General features: G+C 69.2%; 15 protein-coding genes. 3 read left to right on the forward strand and 12 right to left on the reverse strand.

Annotated elements, in window-relative coordinates:
- Window positions 1-3: 3 nt before the first annotated feature.
- The 8 genes from KYX17_RS18125 to KYX17_RS18160 form a co-directional block, all read right to left on the reverse strand.
- The gene (locus KYX17_RS18125) at window positions 4-420 is read right to left on the reverse strand and encodes a Fur family transcriptional regulator (protein WP_243228359.1); all 417 of its coding nucleotides are present in this window, start codon (window positions 418-420) and stop codon (window positions 4-6) included.
- Window positions 421-444: 24 nt separating this feature from the next.
- Window positions 445-1,308 carry a metal ABC transporter permease gene (locus tag KYX17_RS18130; RefSeq protein ID WP_243229189.1) on the reverse strand — a complete coding sequence of 288 codons (864 nt, stop codon included), beginning with the start codon at window positions 1,306-1,308 and terminating at the stop codon, window positions 445-447.
- An 8-nt stretch (window positions 1,309-1,316) separates the two neighbouring features.
- Window positions 1,317-2,162 (reverse strand): metal ABC transporter ATP-binding protein, encoded by an 846-nt coding sequence (locus KYX17_RS18135; protein WP_243228360.1) that lies wholly within the window; start codon window positions 2,160-2,162, stop codon window positions 1,317-1,319.
- The gene (locus tag KYX17_RS18140; RefSeq protein WP_243228361.1) at window positions 2,159-3,145 is read right to left on the reverse strand and encodes a metal ABC transporter solute-binding protein, Zn/Mn family; all 987 of its coding nucleotides are present in this window, start codon (window positions 3,143-3,145) and stop codon (window positions 2,159-2,161) included. The genes KYX17_RS18135 and KYX17_RS18140 overlap by 4 nt, the downstream gene beginning before the upstream one ends.
- A 102-nt stretch (window positions 3,146-3,247) precedes the next feature.
- Window positions 3,248-4,927 carry an alpha-amylase family glycosyl hydrolase gene (locus tag KYX17_RS18145; RefSeq protein WP_243228362.1) on the reverse strand — a complete coding sequence of 560 codons (1,680 nt, stop codon included), beginning with the start codon at window positions 4,925-4,927 and terminating at the stop codon, window positions 3,248-3,250.
- A 43-nt stretch (window positions 4,928-4,970) separates the two neighbouring features.
- Window positions 4,971-5,849: a carbohydrate ABC transporter permease gene (locus tag KYX17_RS18150; RefSeq protein WP_243228363.1), complete on the reverse strand. Its 879-nt coding sequence runs from the start codon at window positions 5,847-5,849 to the stop codon at window positions 4,971-4,973.
- Entirely contained in the window at window positions 5,849-6,760 is a 912-nt protein-coding gene (locus KYX17_RS18155; protein WP_243228364.1) for a carbohydrate ABC transporter permease, read from the reverse strand. The genes KYX17_RS18150 and KYX17_RS18155 overlap by 1 nt, the downstream gene beginning before the upstream one ends.
- Window positions 6,757-8,061, reverse strand: coding sequence for an ABC transporter substrate-binding protein (locus tag KYX17_RS18160; protein WP_243228365.1), 1,305 nt, complete (start codon window positions 8,059-8,061; stop codon window positions 6,757-6,759). Before KYX17_RS18160 ends, KYX17_RS18155 begins: the two co-directional genes overlap by 4 nt.
- Window positions 8,062-8,169: 108 nt before the next feature.
- On the opposite strand from KYX17_RS18160, the gene KYX17_RS18165 reads away from it, so the two are divergent.
- From KYX17_RS18165 to KYX17_RS18175, 3 genes are all read left to right on the forward strand, one after another.
- Window positions 8,170-9,393, forward strand: a complete 1,224-nt coding sequence (locus tag KYX17_RS18165; RefSeq protein ID WP_243228366.1) for an ROK family protein — start codon at window positions 8,170-8,172, stop codon at window positions 9,391-9,393.
- Between the two features lie 126 nt (window positions 9,394-9,519).
- Window positions 9,520-12,453 carry a glycosyl hydrolase gene (locus KYX17_RS18170; RefSeq protein WP_243228367.1) on the forward strand — a complete coding sequence of 978 codons (2,934 nt, stop codon included), beginning with the start codon at window positions 9,520-9,522 and terminating at the stop codon, window positions 12,451-12,453.
- A gap of 78 nt (window positions 12,454-12,531) precedes the next feature.
- Window positions 12,532-13,050 carry a MarR family winged helix-turn-helix transcriptional regulator gene (locus tag KYX17_RS18175; RefSeq protein WP_243228368.1) on the forward strand — a complete coding sequence of 173 codons (519 nt, stop codon included), beginning with the start codon at window positions 12,532-12,534 and terminating at the stop codon, window positions 13,048-13,050.
- A gap of 49 nt (window positions 13,051-13,099) precedes the next feature.
- On the opposite strand, the gene KYX17_RS18180 is transcribed toward KYX17_RS18175, so the two are convergent.
- From KYX17_RS18180 to KYX17_RS18195, 4 genes are all read right to left on the reverse strand, one after another.
- Complete coding sequence (locus KYX17_RS18180; protein ID WP_243228369.1) at window positions 13,100-14,440, reverse strand: dihydrolipoamide acetyltransferase family protein; 1,341 nt, start codon at window positions 14,438-14,440, stop codon at window positions 13,100-13,102.
- 23 nt (window positions 14,441-14,463) lie between these two features.
- The gene (locus KYX17_RS18185) at window positions 14,464-15,444 is read right to left on the reverse strand and encodes an alpha-ketoacid dehydrogenase subunit beta (protein WP_243228370.1); all 981 of its coding nucleotides are present in this window, start codon (window positions 15,442-15,444) and stop codon (window positions 14,464-14,466) included.
- Window positions 15,441-16,586, reverse strand: coding sequence for a thiamine pyrophosphate-dependent dehydrogenase E1 component subunit alpha (locus tag KYX17_RS18190; RefSeq protein WP_243228371.1), 1,146 nt, complete (start codon window positions 16,584-16,586; stop codon window positions 15,441-15,443). Before KYX17_RS18190 ends, KYX17_RS18185 begins: the two co-directional genes overlap by 4 nt.
- 140 nt (window positions 16,587-16,726) lie before the next feature.
- Window positions 16,727-17,794: a histidinol-phosphate transaminase gene (locus tag KYX17_RS18195; protein WP_243228372.1), complete on the reverse strand. Its 1,068-nt coding sequence runs from the start codon at window positions 17,792-17,794 to the stop codon at window positions 16,727-16,729.
- Window positions 17,795-17,842: the final 48 nt, after the last annotated feature.

Below are 17,842 nucleotides of genomic sequence, written 5' to 3' on the forward strand. Positions count from 1 at the left end.
TGTTCACGCGGATGCCGACTCCTGCGCCTGCTTCCTCTTCGCGCACGGGGTGCACAGGCCGAAGATGTCCACGACGTGGGCGGCCTCGGTGAAGCCGTGCAGCGCTGCGGTGCGATGGGCCCAGGCTTCGACGTCCTTGGCCTCGATCTCGACCGTGAGACCGCACGAGCGGCAGATCAGGTGGTGGTGGTGGCCCTGCGTCGAACAGGCGCGGTAGAGCGCTTCACCTTCGGGGCTCTGCAGCGAGTCGGCATCCCCGGACGCCGCCAGACCTGCGAGGGCGCGGTAGACCGTCGCCAAACCGATACCGGTGTTCTCATCCCGCAGGGTGGCGTGCAGGGACTGGGCGCTGACGAACCCGCGCGCATCGGCGAGGGCATCGCGCACGCGCTCGCGCTGCCATGTGTTGCGCTGAGCCATACCGACGATTGTAGGCGGCGGGCCTTATCCCCGGCTGGGAGCGGCCGTCCGGCGCACGCGGCCGCGCCGGTGCTGCACGATCCAGCACACCACGTAGATGAGGAACGAGATCGTCGTGATGTACGGGCTCACCGGCAGTGTGCCCGCGAGCGCGAGCAGGATGCCGCCGACGGCCGAGACGAAGCCGAACAGCGCGGCGAGCAGCGGCACCACCAGCGGCCCGGCGGCCACGCGCATCGCGGCCGCGGCCGGGGTCACGAGCAGCGCCATGACGAGCAGCGCGCCGATGATGTGCACGGCGACGGCGACGATCAGGCCCAGCAGGACCATGAACGCCAGGCTGATGGCCCGGGTCGGGATGCCACGGGCGGACGCCGCGACGGGATCGAGCGAGTCGAAGCGCAGCGGGTTCCACATCAGCAGCAGGCCAAGGAGCACGACGAGGCTGATGCCGATGAGCCACCCGAGGTCGGGGTTGGACACCGAGACGATCTGCCCCGTCAGCAGGCTGAAGCGATTCGCGCTGCGTCCGTCGTAGAGCGAGAGGAACAGGATGCCGAGGCCGAGGCCGAACGGCATGAGCACGCCGACGATCGAGTTCCGGTCGCGCGCACGGGATCCGAGCAGGCCGATGAGGATGGCGGCGACCAGTGCTCCGCCGATCGAGCCGAACACCACGCTGCCCCCGAACAGCAGGGCGGCCGCGGCGCCGGCGAAGGACAGCTCGCTGATGCCGTGCACGGCGAACGCGAGGTCCCGCTGCATGACGAACACCCCGACGAGGCCGCCGACCAGGCCCAGGACCGCTCCGGCGATGATCGAGTTCGACAGCAGGGCGACGAGCGCTCCGTAGTCCTGGAAGGAGAAGACGTCGCCCCACTCGACCATCGGGACGCTCACGCGGCGCCCTCCTCGCGGTGATCATGGTCGTGGTGGGGCTCGGCATCCGGGATCCCGACGACGACCAGCCGATCGCCGGCGCGCAGCACGAAGACGGGCGTGCCGTACAGGTCCGTGAGCACGCGGCTCTGCAGTACCTCGTCCGGGGTGCCGAGGACGAAGCGCCCGCCCGCGATGTACAGGATCCGGTCGACGCGGCCGAGGATCGGGTTGATGTCGTGCGTGACGAACAGCACCGCTGCGCCGCGGTCGCGACGCTGTCGCTCGATGATCTCGGTCACGGCGCGCTGATTCGCGAGGTCCAGCGCCGACAGCGGCTCGTCGCACAGCAGCAGATCGGGATGGTCCGCGAGGGCCTGGCCGACCCGCAGCCGCTGCTGTTCGCCGCCGGAGAGCAGCCCGACACGGCGGTCGGCGAACTCCTCCGCACCGACGGCCGCGAGCAGTTCCTCGACGCGCTCCCGGTCGCCACGACGCGGCACGGGGAATCCGAACCGGGTGCCCTGCACCCCGAGCGCGACGACGTCCCTGGCGCGCATGCTCGTATCCGGGGCGAACGGACGCTGCTGCGGGATGTAGCCGATGCGCGGGTTGCCGCGCTGCACCGATTCGCCGGCGACGCGGATGCTTCCGCCCGAGAGGTCCTGGAGCCCGAGGATGGCTCGCAGCAACGTGGTCTTGCCGGATCCGGAAGGGCCGAGGACGGCGATGAACTCCCCGGGACGCACGTCGAGGTCCAGTCCCGCCCACAGCTCGCGATCACCGCGCCGGATGGCGGCGTCGCGGATCGTCAGGATGGGGGCGGCGTCGTGCTGCGCGGGTTCGACGCCGGCCGCGCTCACGATGCGAGCGCGTCGGCGAGGTTCTGGATCGCGTCGGCCATCCACTCAGAGTACGACGATCCGTCCTCGAGCAGCTCCGTGAAGGCGACGACGGGGACGCCGGCCGCCTCCGCGGTCTCCTCGACGCGTGTGGTCTCGGCCCCGCCGGTCTGCGCGTTCGTGAGCACGACGGCCGCATCCCCGGCCTCGATGACCTCGATCGCGGCGAGCAGCGTGGCCGGTGCCACATCGCTGCCCTCCTCGACGGCCTCCGCGAAGCCCTCGGGCGTGACGTCGGTGAGACCGGCGGCCTCGGCGAGGTAGCCGGGCAGCGGCTCGGTGATGAACACGCCCGTCCCCGCGTACTGCGCGTTCAGGTCCGCCAGGTCGGCCTCGTAGCCCTCCAGATCCGCGATGATGTCCTCGGCTGCGGCGGTGAAGTCGGCCTCGCCGTCCGGGTCGAGCGCGCTCAGCTCCGCGGCGATGTCCTCGACGACGTGGATCATCGTGTGCGGGTCGAACCAGACGTGCTCGTTGAAGCCCTCGATGTGGTCGTGGCCCTCGTGGTCGTCACCCTCTTCGGCGTGATCGTGCTCCTCCTCGTGGGCGTGCTCCTCGGCCTCCTCGTCGTGACCCTCGTTCCCGGGGTAGTCGTGCGAGAACTCGACGGCCGTGACGGTCGCGGCGTCCGAGCCCTCGAGGAGGTCTTCGATGAACGAGTCGTATCCCCCGCCGTTCTCGATGACCAGGTCCGCGTCCTGGACCGTCAGACGATCGCGCGCAGACGCCTCGTAGGAGTGCGGGTCCTGCGAGGCCGAGTCGATGATCGAGGTCACCGAGACACGATCGCCGCCGATCTGCTCGGCAAGGGATCCGTAGATGTTCGTGGTCGCGATGACGGTGATGCCGTCCGTCCCGCCGTCCGCGGCCGGAGTCGACGAGCATCCGGCCAGCGCGAGGGCGGATGCGGAGACGAGCACGAGGGCGGCAGCGGGCTTCTTCATTCCTTCATCGTACGTTCATGAGAATGATTCTCAAAATCGGACGACGGTGCGGCGGACGCCGGCAGAGGGCCGCCTCGCGAACGAGACGACCCCCTTCACGGCTCAGGACGACGGCGCGATCCAGACGGTGGTCTCGCCGGGGACGGATGCCGCGGCATCCGCACCACTGGTGAGCACGACCTCGCCCTCGACCGGATCCAGGGCGAACGGTTCGGCGCCGAAGTTCGTCACGACCTGCCAGCCGTTGGGGCGTGCAAACCGCAGCACGTCGTCGCGGCCGGTCTCGATCCACTTCAGGGACTCCCCGGCCTGCAGGCGGTGGCGCAGTGCGAGGGCCCGGCGGTAGAGGGACAGCGTCGACGCCGGATCGGACTCCTGGGCATCCACGGCGGAGTCGGCGAACCAGGACGGCTGCGGCAGGTGCGCCCCACCGGCGCCGAAGCCGAAGGAGGCGCCGTCCGCGGTCCAGGGCAGCGGCACGCGGCATCCGTCCCTTCCGAGCCCGTCGAACTCGCCCCCGCGGAAGAAGGCGGGATCCTGACGCTGCTCCGGAGTGATCTCCGCCACCTCGTGCAGGCCCAGCTCCTCCCCCTGGTACAGGTAGGTGCTGCCGGGCAGGCCGAGCAGGAGCAGTGTCGCGGCGCGCGCCCGGCGCAGCCCGCCGTCGCGGTCGAGCTGCTCGGCGGGCCCGCCGGCCGCCACCCATTCGGCTCCCTGCTTCACGGCCCGCCCGTTCAGCGGAGCGAGGCCGTATCGCGTCGCGTGACGCGTGACGTCGTGGTTGGACAGCACCCAGGTCGTGGACGATCCCGTCACGAGCGCCTCGGCGAGGTTGGCCGTGATGATCCGACGGAACTGCGCGGCATCGAAATCGGCGACGAGCAGATCGAAGTTGAACGCCTGCCCGAGCCCTTCCGCCGAGGCGTACTTCGCGCGGCGCTCGGGCGTCTCCACCCACGCCTCGGCCACGGCGGTGCGCGGCGGATCGTAGGAGTTGAAGACCTCGCGCCACTCGGCGTAGACGTCGTGCACGTCGTCGCGGTCGAAGAGCGGGTGGTTGCCGTCCCTCGGGATCGCCTCGAGCTCGACGCGGCTCGGCAGCGGATCGGCGAGATCCTTCGTCAGCATGTGGGCGACGTCGATCCGGAACCCGTCGACGCCGCGATCCGACCAGAAGCGCAGCGTCTTCACGAAGTCGGCCCGCACCTCGGGGTTGGCCCAGTTCAGATCCGGCTGCTCGACCGCGAAGTGGTGGAAGTACCACTGTCCGTCCTCGACCCGCTCCCACGCGCCTCCGCCGAACGTCGACTGCCAGTCCGTCGGGGGCTCGGAGCCGTCCGGCCCCGTGCCCTCACGGAAGATGTACCGGTCGCGCGCCGCCGAGCCGCGGCCGGCGGCGAGCGCCTCCTGGAACCAGACGTGCAGGTTCGAGGTGTGGTTCGGCACGATGTCGACGACGACGCGGATGCCGCGTGCGTGCAGCGCCGCCACCATGGCGTCGAAGTCCTCGAGAGTGCCCAGTCGCGGATCGACGTCGCGGTAGTCGGCCACGTCGTACCCGCCGTCGGCGAGCGCCGACGGGTAGAACGGGCTCAGCCACACGGCGTCGATGCCGAGCTCGGCGAGATAGTCGACGCGTGACAGGATGCCGGGGATGTCGCCGAGTCCGTCGCCGTTCGCGTCCGCGAAGCTGCGGGGATAGATCTGGTAGACCACGGCCTGACGCCACCACGCAGGGGTCTGCTGGTCGTCGGGGGTGTCGATGACGAGCGCATCGGTCATGAGAGGGAGAACTCCTTCTGTCTTTCTTGCGGTTTCGGTCGGGTCAGCCCTTGACGGCGCCCTGCGTGACGCCCTCCATGACCCAGCGCTGCGTGAACAGGTAGGCCACGATCGCCGGCGCCATGGCCATGAGGTACGAGGCGAACGAGACGTTGTAGTTGTTGCTGAACTGCGTCTGGAACAGGTTCTGCCGAACGGGCAGCGTCTGCAAGGCCGGATCCGAGATGATCAGCGACGGCATCATGAAGTCGTTCCAGGCGTAGAGGAAGGCGAAGATCCCGACCGTGGCGCTCATCGGCGCGAGCAGCGGGAAGATCAGCCGCCAGAACGTCTGCCACGTGGTCGCGCCGTCGATGCGTGCGCTCTCCTCGAGCTCCAGCGGGATCGAGCGCAGGAACGCCGTGAACAGCAGCACGCTGAAGCTGAGCTGGAACATCGTGGCCAGGATGATGACGCCCAGCGGGTTGTCGAGACCCACGCGCCCGGTCAGCTGGATCTGCGGCAGCGCCACGACAGGGAACGGGATGAACATGGCGGCGAGCAGGTAGAAGAACGAGTACCGGAACAGCCGGCGGTCCCAGTTGCGGACGATCGCGTAGGACGCGAAGGCGGCGAGGATGATCGTCGCGACCACCGTTCCCGCCGTGACGAGCAGAGAGATGGCCGCACCGACGGGGAACTTCGTCAGGTTCCACGCCTCGACGAAGCCGTCGACCGAGAACGGCGCCGGGAGCGAGAAGGCGTTGCCGTCCACGGCCTGGCCGGTGGTCTTGAACGCCATCGAGATCGTGACGTACAACGGCAGGAGCACGGTCACGGCGCACAGCAGGAGGATGATCGTCCCCGACCAGTTCACGCGCTCCATGCGGATGCGGGGACGGCGTCCTTCAGGGGTCTGGGTGGTGATGGTCTGCGTCGACATCAGAACGCGTTCCTTCCGCGCGTCAGCGAGAGCTGGAGGAGGGAGATGAGCACGGCCACGATGAAGAAGATCGTCGCGTTGGCCATCTGGTAGGCGTAGTCGCCGCCGTTGAACCCCGCGATGATCGTCATCGCGATGCTGCGCGTGGAGGTTCCGGGGCCGCCGTTCGTGAGGCCGACGATGATGTCATAGGCATTCAGGAAGCCCTTGAAACCGAGGATGACGTTGATCACGACGTAGCCCGCGACCAGCGGCACCGTGATGCGCATCAGCTGCTGCGTCCTGTTGGCCCCGTCGATCGCCGCGGCCTCGTACACCTCGCCGGGCACCGAGAGGAGCCCCGCGATGTAGATCAGCAGGGTGCCGGGGATCGCCTGCCACGCCGTGACGATCACGATCGCGACCCATGCGAGATCCGGGTTCGCCAGCAGGCTGGTCTGGAGCGCCTCGATTCCCAGCGCAGAGCCGAGAGCGGGAAGCGAGTTCGAGAACAGGAAGTTGAAGACGTAGGCGATGATGATGCCCGAGATCACCATCGGGATGACGAAGATCGTCCGCAGCCCGGCCTTGAACCGCACCCGGGAGGTGAGGCCGACGGCCAGCAGGAACGCGAGCACGTTGACCACGATCACGGTGGCGATCGAGAATCCGAAGGTGAACAGGTAGCTCTGCAGGATGGCAGGGTCGCTGAACAGCGCGATGTAGTTCGTCAGGCCCGTGAAGCTCCACTCCCCGATGCCGATCGAGTCGGTGAAGCTGAAGAAGATCCCGATCACGCCGGGAACCGTGATGGCGAGCGTGAAGAGCACGAGGCTCGGCAGCAGGAACAGATAATAGATCGGCTCGACACGGCGCGACGTGCGTCGCACCTTGGTGTCGCCTCGAGTGACGATGGTCGTCGTCGTGCTCATCCCTGGGACTCCTTCGTCTCGGTCGAGGGGGCCGGCGCTCGGAAGGCGAGGCGCGCCCAGTCCGCATCCATGGTGGCGAGGGTCGTCCGAGGGTCGGCCCCGAGCACCATGGCCTGCGCGTAGTTGAAGACCGGAATGGTCTTCGGGACCAGCACCGAGGGTCCCTGGTAGATCCGGCCCTCGTCGTAGTACGGGATCATCCCGGCGATGCGGGGATCGTCCGGGGCCGCGGCATCCTTCGTGGGCGTGAAGCCCAGCTGGGACGCGTTGTACGCCTCGATGTTCTCGGGCAGGTACAGGAACTCGAGGAAATCGCGTGCCGCCTCCTGGTGACGCGAGCCCTCAGGGATCATGGCGGCGAGATCCATGTTGACCCGAACCGCGAGGTCCTCCGGGTCGTCGGTCATCGGCAGCGGGAACGTGCCGAGGTCGAGGTCCGGCGCGGTCTTGGCGATCTCGCTGAACGCCCACGGCCCCTGCAGGTACATGGCCGCCTCGCCGTTGGCGAAGGCGAGGTTGCCGTCGCCGTAGCCGCGGCTGGACGCATCCTCGTTGACGTACGACTCGGTGAGCTGCAGCATCCGGTCCATGGGGTCGGCGAAGTCCTTCTGGAACGAGACCTCGGAATCGGGGCCGACGTCGGCGCCCTCGGCGGCCAGGTCGTCGAAGAACTCGATCACGTCGAGCGAGCCGCCGACCGCGTAGTCGTACCAGCCCTGGCCCACCGTCCAGTCGTCCTTGAAGGTGGCGTAGAACGGGGTGACGCCGGCGGCCTGCAGCGCATCGCACACGGCGAGCAGCTCGGTCCAGGTCCGGGGGACCTCGAGATCGTGCGCGGCGAAGATCTCCTCGTTGTAGATCACGGATGCCGCCATGACCGAGTACGGCAGGGCACTGACCCGACCCTCGCACGATCCGTACTGGTCCATCAGCGGCTGCAGGTCGTCCCGCGTGCTCGCCGCCGCCTCCGTCCCGGACAGGTCGGTGAGCGCACAGCGCTGCACGAACCGCGCGACCTCGTAGTTGTAGTTGGCGAGCATGATGTCCGGCGGATTTCCGCGGACGAAGCTCGCCGATACGACGTCCACGCCGGAGGTGTCGATCTCGACCCGCACCTCGTCCTGCGACGCGTTGTACTGCACGACGAGGTCGGTCATGAACGCGATCGCCTCGCGCTTGCTGAATGTGAAGCGGATCGTCTCGCGGCCGTCGGCCGAGCAGCCCGCGAGGGCTGTGCCGATGAGCACGAGCGCAGCCGCAGCGGCCGCCCCTCGTATCGCGGATGTGGATTTCGCAGACACCGTCGTCCTTCCGTCGATCCCCACGTAGATACGTAGAGTAAATCTAGTGAGCGAATTTACTTGACTGGACGGTACTGTCTCATTGAACGACCGGGGAGGTCAAGAGCTGTGACGGAAGTCTCTGCGGATCTCGGCACGGGACGCGCGAGCGTCGGCGCCGTGCTCGACTTCGCGTGGACGGCGAACGAGTTCACCGCCACCGACGCCATGGCGGCGACCTCGCTGACGCGGTCGACCACGATCGACGCCATCGATACGCTCGTCAGCGCCGATGTCCTGCGCGAGCTGCCCAACGCCCGCGCCGCCGGCAGCTATCGGGCGGGCCGTCCGGCCAGGCGCTTCGCGCTCTCGTCCGAGCTCGGCGTCGTCATCGGAGTGGATGCCGGGGACACCCATCTCGCGGTCACCGTCGCAGACCCGCTGGACCGCACGCTCGTGCACCACCGCACGGATCTCGATTCCGGCCACTCCCCCGACGAGCGTCGCGACACCATCCTCGAGCAGCTGCGTCTCCGCCTGGAGGAAGCGGGGTCGTCGCGCGATGCCGTCCTCGCGATCTGCATCGGCGTCGCCGCGCCGGTGAATCGCGACGGCATCTCACCGCCGCATCCGGACGGGTTCTGGGAACGGACGAACCCGGGCCTCGCTGCGGCACTGGCGGACTGGGCGCCGATCGTCGACGTCAAGAACGACGCCCTGCTCGCCGCGGTCGCAGAGGCATCCGATCCCCGCGGAGCCGCGATCGGATGCCGGGACTACGTCGCCCTGCTCGCGGGAGAGCGCTTCGGCGGCGGCGTCGTGGTGGACGGGCACGTGCTGCACGGCGCTCACGGCGGCGTCGGCGAGGGCGTCGTGTTCGATCACATCGTCGGCGTGGGTTCGGCCTTCGGGCTGGGCCCCGCCCTGCAGGACCAGGCCCGCCGAGCGCTGGACGACGGCGAGATCGCCGCTGACGGTCCCGTCGGGGAACTCGCCGCCTCGGACCGGGTCGACACCCGCGCGCTGCTCGGGCTCGCGGCATCCGGTGACGCAGACGCCGTTCTCGTCACGGGCCGTGTCGCCGAGACGCTCGCGCGTGTCGTCGGAGTCCTCGGCAGCATGTACGACCCGGCGAAGGTCATCGTGTGCGGAGCGGTGGCGGAGAGCGTGGAGCCCGTGCTCACCGCCGCCCGCGGCATCCTGCCCGAACAACTGCACCTCCCGGCGCCGGAGCTGCTCGCCTCGGCGCTCGGCGCCGAGGTCGTGTCCCTCGGCGCCGTCGCCACCGCACGCCGCGCGGCGCGCGAGCGCGCCGTCCCGCAGCTCGCCGAGCGCCGCCTCGCGGGGCGCTGAGGTCACCCGAGGCCGACATCTCCGCAACGTGAGTTTAGTGTCCCCTGCAAACCACTTGGTATGCTGGGCAAAGCACATGAGGTGCGCGATCACAAGAACGCCCGCCGTCCGTTCGAAGGAGAACCCATGTCACGTCTCGATGACCACCGCGCCCGCCTGAAGAGCCCGCCCATCGAGTACCGTCCGGAGCTGCGGTGGTGGCTGGCCGAAGGTCTTCACACCGATCTCACGCTGCGCACGGAGGTGGAGACGGCCCATCGGCTCGGGTTCGGCGGGATGGAGTTCCTGGCGATGGACGAGCAGGCCATCGACCACGGCCGATACGGCTGGGGTTCCGAGGAATGGGTGCACGACTCGGGGATCGTCGTGGAAGAGACCACCGCACGCGGGATGTCGGTGAGCTTCACGTCCGGCACGAACTGGTCCAACGCGAACCTCCCCACCATCGACGCCGATCACCCGGCAGCCGCGCGAGAGCTCGACTACGTCACGATCGACGTCTCGGCCGGCAATCCCTTGTCGGGGGTCCTGCCGGAGATCGATCTGGCCGCGGACCGCGGCACGAGCGACGTCCCCGGGCACCGCATCGCACCGAAGACGCAGACCTTCGAGGCCGTCGTCGCAGCCGCGCTCGTCGACGAGGGCACGCTGGACTCGTCATCGGTGATCGACCTCACAGAGCGGGTGCGCGACGGGCGGCTCGAGTGGGCGCCGGAAGACGACCGTCCGTGGCGCCTCTTCGTGTTCTGGAGTCACGGGACCGGACAGACCGCCAGCCCTTCGGCGACGGTCAACTACACCGTGAACTACCTCGACCGAGAGGGCGTCGACGCCGTGATCGAGTACTGGGACTCGACCGTGCTCAGCCCTGAGCTCCGCGCGCAGATCGCCAGGAATCCCCGCGCCCAGATGTACATGGACTCGCTCGAGCTGTCCACGTGGGGCGCGGGAGGGATGTTCTGGGGCCGGACCGTCGCGCAGGAGTTCCAGCGTCGACGCGGCTACGACATCACGCCCTGGTTGCCGTTCCTCGTCCGTCAGATCCGGATGATGGCCGTCGCCACGACCTACACCTACGACGGCGCCGGCGACCAGCAGGCGATGGTCGAGAAGGTCCGTCACGACTACGTGCAGACGCTCACTGACCTCTACATCGAGAACATGCTGCAGCCGTTCGCGGCGTTCCTGCATGCCAACGGCATCACCCTGCGTTCCGAGATCAGCTACGGGCTGCCGTTCGAGCTGACCCGTCCCGGCCCCGCCGTCGACGGCATCGAGACGGAGTCGCTGGAGTTCGCATCGCAGATCGACGCCTACCGACTGCTGGCGGGCCCGGCGCATCTGTTCGGGAAGCAGTACTCCTCCGAGACGGGTGCGACCACCAGCAACCACATGCTCGATCACCGCTTCTACGACCAGATCATCCGCACGCAGCTCGCCGCCGGTGTCACCAAGACCGTCCTGCATGGCTGGGCCAGCGTCGCCGGAGCGGAGGGCGCAACGCACTGGCCGGGACACGAAGGCATGTGGCCGATGTTCTCGGAGCGGTTCGACGTGCGACAGCCGGCCGCGGAGTTCTACCCGCTGTGGAACGACGCCATCGGGCGTTACCAGTACTTGCTCCGGCAGGGGCGACCGCGCATCGACGTCGGCATCCTCCGTACGGACCACTTCGTCGACAACATGTCCGGCATGGCCCTGATCGATGAGAACGGCACGAGAGTGTCCGACGAGCACGCCTACGGGAACTGGTGGATGCGCAACCGCGAGAACCACTGGTGGCAGGACCTCGGGATGCAGGATGCCGGCTGGTCCTACGAGTTCTTCGACGCGTCACTGCTCCTGCATCCCGAGGTCTCGTTCGCCGACGGAATCGTGCAGCCCGACGGTCCCGGCTATCAGGCCCTCATCGTCTACCAGGAGACACTGGACCCCGACGCCGCAGCGCTCCTGCTGAAGTGGGCGAGGAACGGGCTGCGGATCCTCATCGTCAACGGCGCCCGCGAGCTGAAGATGCTGGCGTTCAAGCAGTACACCACGCATGCTGCCGCCGCCTCCCGCACCCCCGGCCTGGACGGACGCGACAGCGAGCTCGCCGAGACGCTCACCGCCCTCCGATCGCTGCCGACCGTGGCCGAGGTCGACGATCCCGCCCAGACCGTCCAGGCTCTGCGCCGACTCGGTGTCACGGGCCGGGCGGAGTTCGCCTCCGAGAATCGGAGCGTTCTGACCTACCTTCGCGAAGACGGTGATCTCCTGCATCTCTTCGCCTATCACTTCCTCTACGAGACCGGGGCAGAGTCCACCGTCGACATCGTCATCCCCGGGTCGGGAGCGCCCTACCGGATCGACCCGAACACCGGCGAGATGACGCCCCACCGCGGCGTGCGGACCGCGAACGAGAACACCGTCATGACCGTGACACTCGCTCCCGGTGAGTCGGCGCTGTTCACGATCGACCGGTCCGCCTCCGCCGTCGCGTCCGCCCCCGAGCAGGCCAGCACCCTCACGGAGATCGACCGCTGGGACATCGCCGTGGAGAGCTGGGATGCCGGCGAGAACGAGCTCATCGTCGAGGACAGGGGCCTCGGATACGAGACCCGCGAAGTCAAGCCGACAACCGCGGTCACGCGCATCGAGACCCCGGACACCGAGCTGCGCCCCTGGAAGGACCTGACACGCGTCGGTCCCGACGTCTCGGGAGTCGGCGAGTACCGGGCCGTGTTCGAGCTCCGGGAGAGGCCCGAAGGACGGGTCGTGCTCGACCTGGGCTCGACATCCGGAGGGCTCGGTTCGGTCAGCGTGAACGGCTCAGCGCCACTCGGGTTCGACACTTCCCGCCCGGTCGTCGACATCACCGCGGATGTGCACGTCGGCCGGAACGAGATCACCGTGCGCGTGGCGAGCTCGCTGAACAACCGGCTCCTGGCGCGCGGCTACTACGACCAGATCCCCGACATCCTGGCCACGCTGGCGGGCGGCGGAAGCCCGGCCACCCTGCAGACCACGGTTCGCGACTACGGACTTCAGGGCCCCGTCACCGTCCAGAACTGGCGGTGAGACGGGACGGTGACGGCGGGTCGAGGCGGCCCGCCGTCACCGTCGACAGCTGAGACAATCGGATCGGAGGACACGGCCATGACATCGCACAGCACCACACCGGACATCTCTCCCGTCTTCGACCAGGATCCTCTCGACATCCGACTCGCGATCGCCTCGATCATCCACTGGGCCGACGGTCGCGAGGTGCGCGAAGCCATGATGCGCTACGTCCGCTTCCCCACCGACGACATCCCCATGTTCCTCGTCGTCAACCAGCTCGCCTATCGAGGCGCGCTCCGCCCCACCGATCTCGCATCGACGCTCGGCACGGGCAAGGCCAACATGAGCAAGATCGTCCGCCGGCTCGAAGAGGCCGGACTCGTCACCCGCATCGCCTCGGAAACAGACGAACGCAGCATCCTCGTCGCCCTGACCCCCGCTGGACGCGAGATCGGACACCGCATCGTGGAAGGGTCCGAGGCGCACTACCGCTCCGTCATCGAGGGCTGGAACGACGAGGACATCGCGGAGCTTCAGCGCCTGCTCGCCCGCTTCGCGCGCGGCGCCATGCTCGAACTCGCGCGCAGATCACCCGCCCTCGCGCTCCCGCGCTGATGCACGTGGTGCGCCTGGTCCGGCGCGGATCGTCGCCAACCCGCGCGCATCAGTCGACGAGCAGTGCGGGCTCCTCGAGAATGGCGGCGACGTCGGCGACGAAGCGGCTCATGCTGTCTCCGTCGATGACGCGATGGTCGAAGGACCCGGCGACGGTCGTCACGTAGCGAGGGCGCACCTCGCCGTCCACGACCCACGGCTTCTGGCTGATCGTGCCCATCGCCACGATGCCGGCCTCGCCCGGATTGATGATCGGCGTACCGGCATCCATCCCGAACACCCCGATGTTCGTGATCGTGATCGTGCCGCCCTGCTGGTCCGCCGGAGGCGTCTTGCCCTCGCGAGCCGTGAGCGTGAGGCGGTTCAGCGCGCGGGCGAGGTCCTTCATGCTGAGGTCCTGCGCGTCCTTGATGTTCGGCACGAGCAGGCCGCGCGGCGTCGCGGCGGCGATGCCGAGATTCACGTAGTGGCGCACCCGGATCTCGGCACCGTTCTCGGTCTCGACCCACGCGGCGTTGACCATCGGGTTGCGGCGCACCGCCCAGATGACGGCGCGGGCGACGATCAGCAACGGTGACACCCGGATGTCGGCGTAGTCCGGCGAGGCCTTCAGCCGCTTGACGAGCTCCATCGTGCGGGTGGCATCCACGTCCTTCCACACGGTCACGTGCGGGGCGGTGTAGGCGCTCTGCACCATCGCGTTCGCGCTGGCCTTGCGGACGCCCTTCACGGGGATCGCCTCGCTGCGCGCCTCGGCCTGGGCCGGATCGGATGCCGGGGCGACGCCGCGCGCGACGCCGACCGGGACCTGCTGCGGCGCCGGCACCGTCTCCTCGCGCACCTCGCCCCACTCCGGCGTCTGGATGTTGCGGAACACGCTGGCCTGCGACGCGTGCTTCACGACGTCGTCACGGGTCACCTCGCCGTCCGCACCGGTCGGTGTGACCGAGGCGAGGTCCACGCCGAGGTCCCGCGCCAGCTTGCGGATCGGCGGCTTCGCGATCACGCCCACCGAGGAGCGCACCGGGCGCTGCGCCGGCCGCTTGCGGCGCGAGGTCGCCCCGCTGCCGCTGCCGTAGCCGACGAGAACCGAACCGCCGCCCTCTTCGGGGGCGGTTGCGGCCGCCTCGGCCGGAGCCGCCGCCTGATCCTCCGACACGAAGGTGATGATGGGCGTACCGACCTCGACCGTCGTCCCCTCCGCGACGAGCAGCTCGCCGACCGTGCCGGCGTGCGGCGACGGAAGCTCCACGAGCGACTTGGCGGTCTCGATCTCGCAGATGACGTCGTTGATCGCGACCTCGTCGCCCGGGGCGACCTTCCAGGTGACGATCTCGGCCTCGGTGAGGCCCTCGCCGACGTCGGGGAGGGTGAAGTTCTGCGTGCTCATGGGTGGATTCCCTTCAGAACGGGTCAGTAGGCCAGCGAACGGTCGACGGCCTCGAGGATGCGATCGGCATCCGGGAGATAGACGCCTTCGAGCTTGGCGGGCGGGAACGGGACGTCGAAGCCGGACACGCGCAGCACCGGAGCCTCCAGGGCGTAGAACGCCTGCTCCATGACGGTCGCGGCGATCTCACCGCCGACACTGGCGAAGCCCTGAGCCTCCTGCGCGTAGACCATGCGCCCGGTCTTGCGCACCGAGTCGAGGATCGGCCCGTAGTCCACAGGCGACAGCGAACGGACGTCGACGACCTCGCAGTTGGTGCCCTCGGCATCCGCCAGCGCCGCCGCCTGGAGCAGTGTCGTCACCATCGCTCCGTGTCCGACGAGCGTCACATCCGAGCCCTGACGCACGACGCGCGACGAGTGCAGGGGCGCCGCCGGGCCGGCGAGATCGACCTCGCCCTTGGGCCAGTAGCGGCTCTTCGGCTCCATGAAGATCACGGGGTCGTTCGAGCGGATCGCCTCCTGGATCATCCAGTACGCGTCGTTCGGCGTCGACGGGCTCACCACCCGCAGTCCGGGGGTGTGCGCGAAGTAGGCCTCGGGGCTCTCCTGGTGGTGCTCGACCGCTCCGATGTGCCCGCCGTACGGGATGCGGATCACGACGGGCAGGCTGAGCGAGCCCTCGTGCCGGTTGGTGAGCTTGGCGAGCTGCGTCGTGATCTGGTCGAACGCGGGGAACACGAAGCCGTCGAACTGGATCTCGACGACCGGGCGGTAGCCGGCCATCGCCAGTCCGATCGCGGTGCCGACGATCCCGGACTCGGCCAGCGGCGTGTCCAGCACGCGCCGCGGACCGAAGTCGCGCTGCAGGTGCTCGGTGATGCGGAAGACGCCGCCGAGCTTGCCGATGTCCTCCCCCATGAGCAGGACCTTCGCGTCGTCCTCCATGGCCTTGCGCAGCCCGGCGTTGAGCGCCTTGCTGAACGGCATCGTCTCGATGGTCATGCCGCACCTCCCGCCTGAGCCGTGTTCTCGTCGAACGAGGCCTCGTACTGCGCCAGCCACGCGCGCTGCTGATCCATGAGCGGATGCGGCTCGCTGTACACGTGCGCGAACATCGAGTCCGCGGTGGGCGGCCCGAGTTCCAGCGTCCGGGTCCGCAGGTCCTCGGCCGCGTCGGCGGCCTCGGCATCCGCGTCGGCGAAGAAGGATGCCGAGGCACCCCGCCCCTCGAGGAATGCGCGCATGCGGACGATGGGATCGCGCAGCGCCCAGTGCTGCTCCTCGTCGCTGCCGCGGTACTTCGTCGGGTCGTCGCTGGTGGTGTGCGCCCCCAGACGGTAGGTCACGGCCTCGATCGCGCGCGGGCCGTGACCGGCCCGCGCCTCATCGAGGGCCACGCGGGACGCCGCGTAGCTGGCGAGCACGTCGTTGCCGTCGACGCGGACGCTCGGGATGCCGTAGCCGGCGCTGCGTTCGACGAGCGGGACGCGGGACTGCGTCGACACAGGGACCGAGATCGCCCAGTGGTTGTTCTGCAGGAAGAACACGGTGGGCGCCTGGTAGCTCGCGGCGAACACCATCGCCTCGTGCACATCGCCCTGGCTGGACGCGCCATCTCCGTAGTAGACGACGACGGCCTCGTCGCGCTCGGGGTCCCCGGTTGCGGTGCGACCGTCGAACACCAGGCCCATGGCGTAGCCCGCGGCGTGCAGGGTCTGCGATCCGAGCACGAGCGTGTACAGCCGGGTGTTGCCGTTCTTGGGATCGGTCGGATCCCAGCCGCCGTGCGAGACGCCCCGCATGAGCTTGATGATGTCGAGCGGATCGACACCGCGGATCCGCGTCACCACGTGCTCGCGGTAGGACGGGAAGATCGTGTCCTGCGCACGGGCGGCGTGGGCCGATCCCACCTGCGCGGCCTCCTGGCCGCGGCTCGGCGGCCAGAGCGCCAGCTGTCCCTGCCGCTGCAGGTTGGTGGCCTGGGTGTCGATCGCGCGGATGACGACCATGTCGCGGTAGAACTGCTCGAGCTCGGCGTCGCCGATCGCCTCGATCAGCGGCACGTACCGGTCGGCGGCTTCCGAGGCGGCGAACGTGCCGTCCGCCTGCAGCACGCGCACGAGGGGGGTCTCAGGAGGGGTCACCCGCCCCACGCTACCCCCGCCCGCATGCCCCGTCACGCATACCTAGGGGGCCCTACTTTCTGCCCGGATTCCGGAGAATTCCGCGGTTTCCGGGCCGTCGACGACCGATGCCCGGGCGCCGCGATGGCCCGAGAGGGACCTCAGCGCAGGGCGGCGGCCGTCTCGAGCACGCGGGCGATCGACTCCTCCTCGCCGACCGAGATGCGGATGCCGTCGCCGGCGAACGGCCGGACGATCAGGTCGGCCGCGACGAAGGCCGCGGCGACCTCATCGGTCCGCTCTCCGGTCGGCAGCCAGACGAAGTTGCCCTGGGCATCCGGCACGTCCCATCCCTGGGCGTTCAGACCGTCGCGCAGACGCGCGCGGCGCTCGACGATCACGGCCACCCGCTCGCGGAGCTCGGCCTCGGCATCCAGACTCGCGATCGCGGCACGCTCGGCGGCGCTCGTGACCGACAGCGGGATCCCGGTGCTGCGCGCGGCATCCAGCACCCGCGGATGCCCGATCGCGTAGCCCACGCGGAGTCCCGCCAGACCGAACGCCTTCGAGAACGTCCGCAGGACGACGACGTTCGGATGCTCCTCGAACACGCGCTCGGCGAGCCCGTCGACAGCGCCGTCGGCGGTCACGAACTCGGCATAGGCCTCGTCGAGGATGATGAGGACGTCGGCGGGGACGCGGGCGACGAAAGCGGCGAACTCGCTGCTCGTGACGATGGGGCCGGTCGGGTTGTTCGGCGTGCAGACGAGGATCGCGCGAGTGCGGTCGGTGACGGCATCCGCCATGGCGTCGAGGTCGTGGGTGGCGTCGGCGCGCAGGGGGACCGGCACGGCCGTGGCCCCTGCGATGAGCGGGATGCCCGGATAGGCCTCGAAGGACCGCCAGGCATAGATCACCTCGTCGCCGACGGAGGCCGCGGCGGCGATCAGCTGGTACAGGATCGATACGGAACCGGCGGCGACGTGCACGGCATCCGGTTCGACACCGTACCGCTCCCCCAGCCGGGCGCGCAGGGCGCCCGCGGTCGCGTCCGGATAGCGGTTGACCGGCACCGTTCTGCGCAGCGCCTCGGCGACCGAGGGCAGCGGATCGAACGGGTTCTCGTTGCTGGACAGCTTGAAGGCGTCGGCTCCGGCCTGCTTGCCCTGCCGGTACGGCGGAAGCGCGGCGATCTCGGGGCGGATGCGGGGCAGGATCGGCTCGGTCACGCTCCGAGTCTACGAGGGCGCGTCGCGATCCATCGGGGGGGCCGTTCC

Source organism: Microbacterium sp. CIAB417 (genome assembly GCF_022788845.1).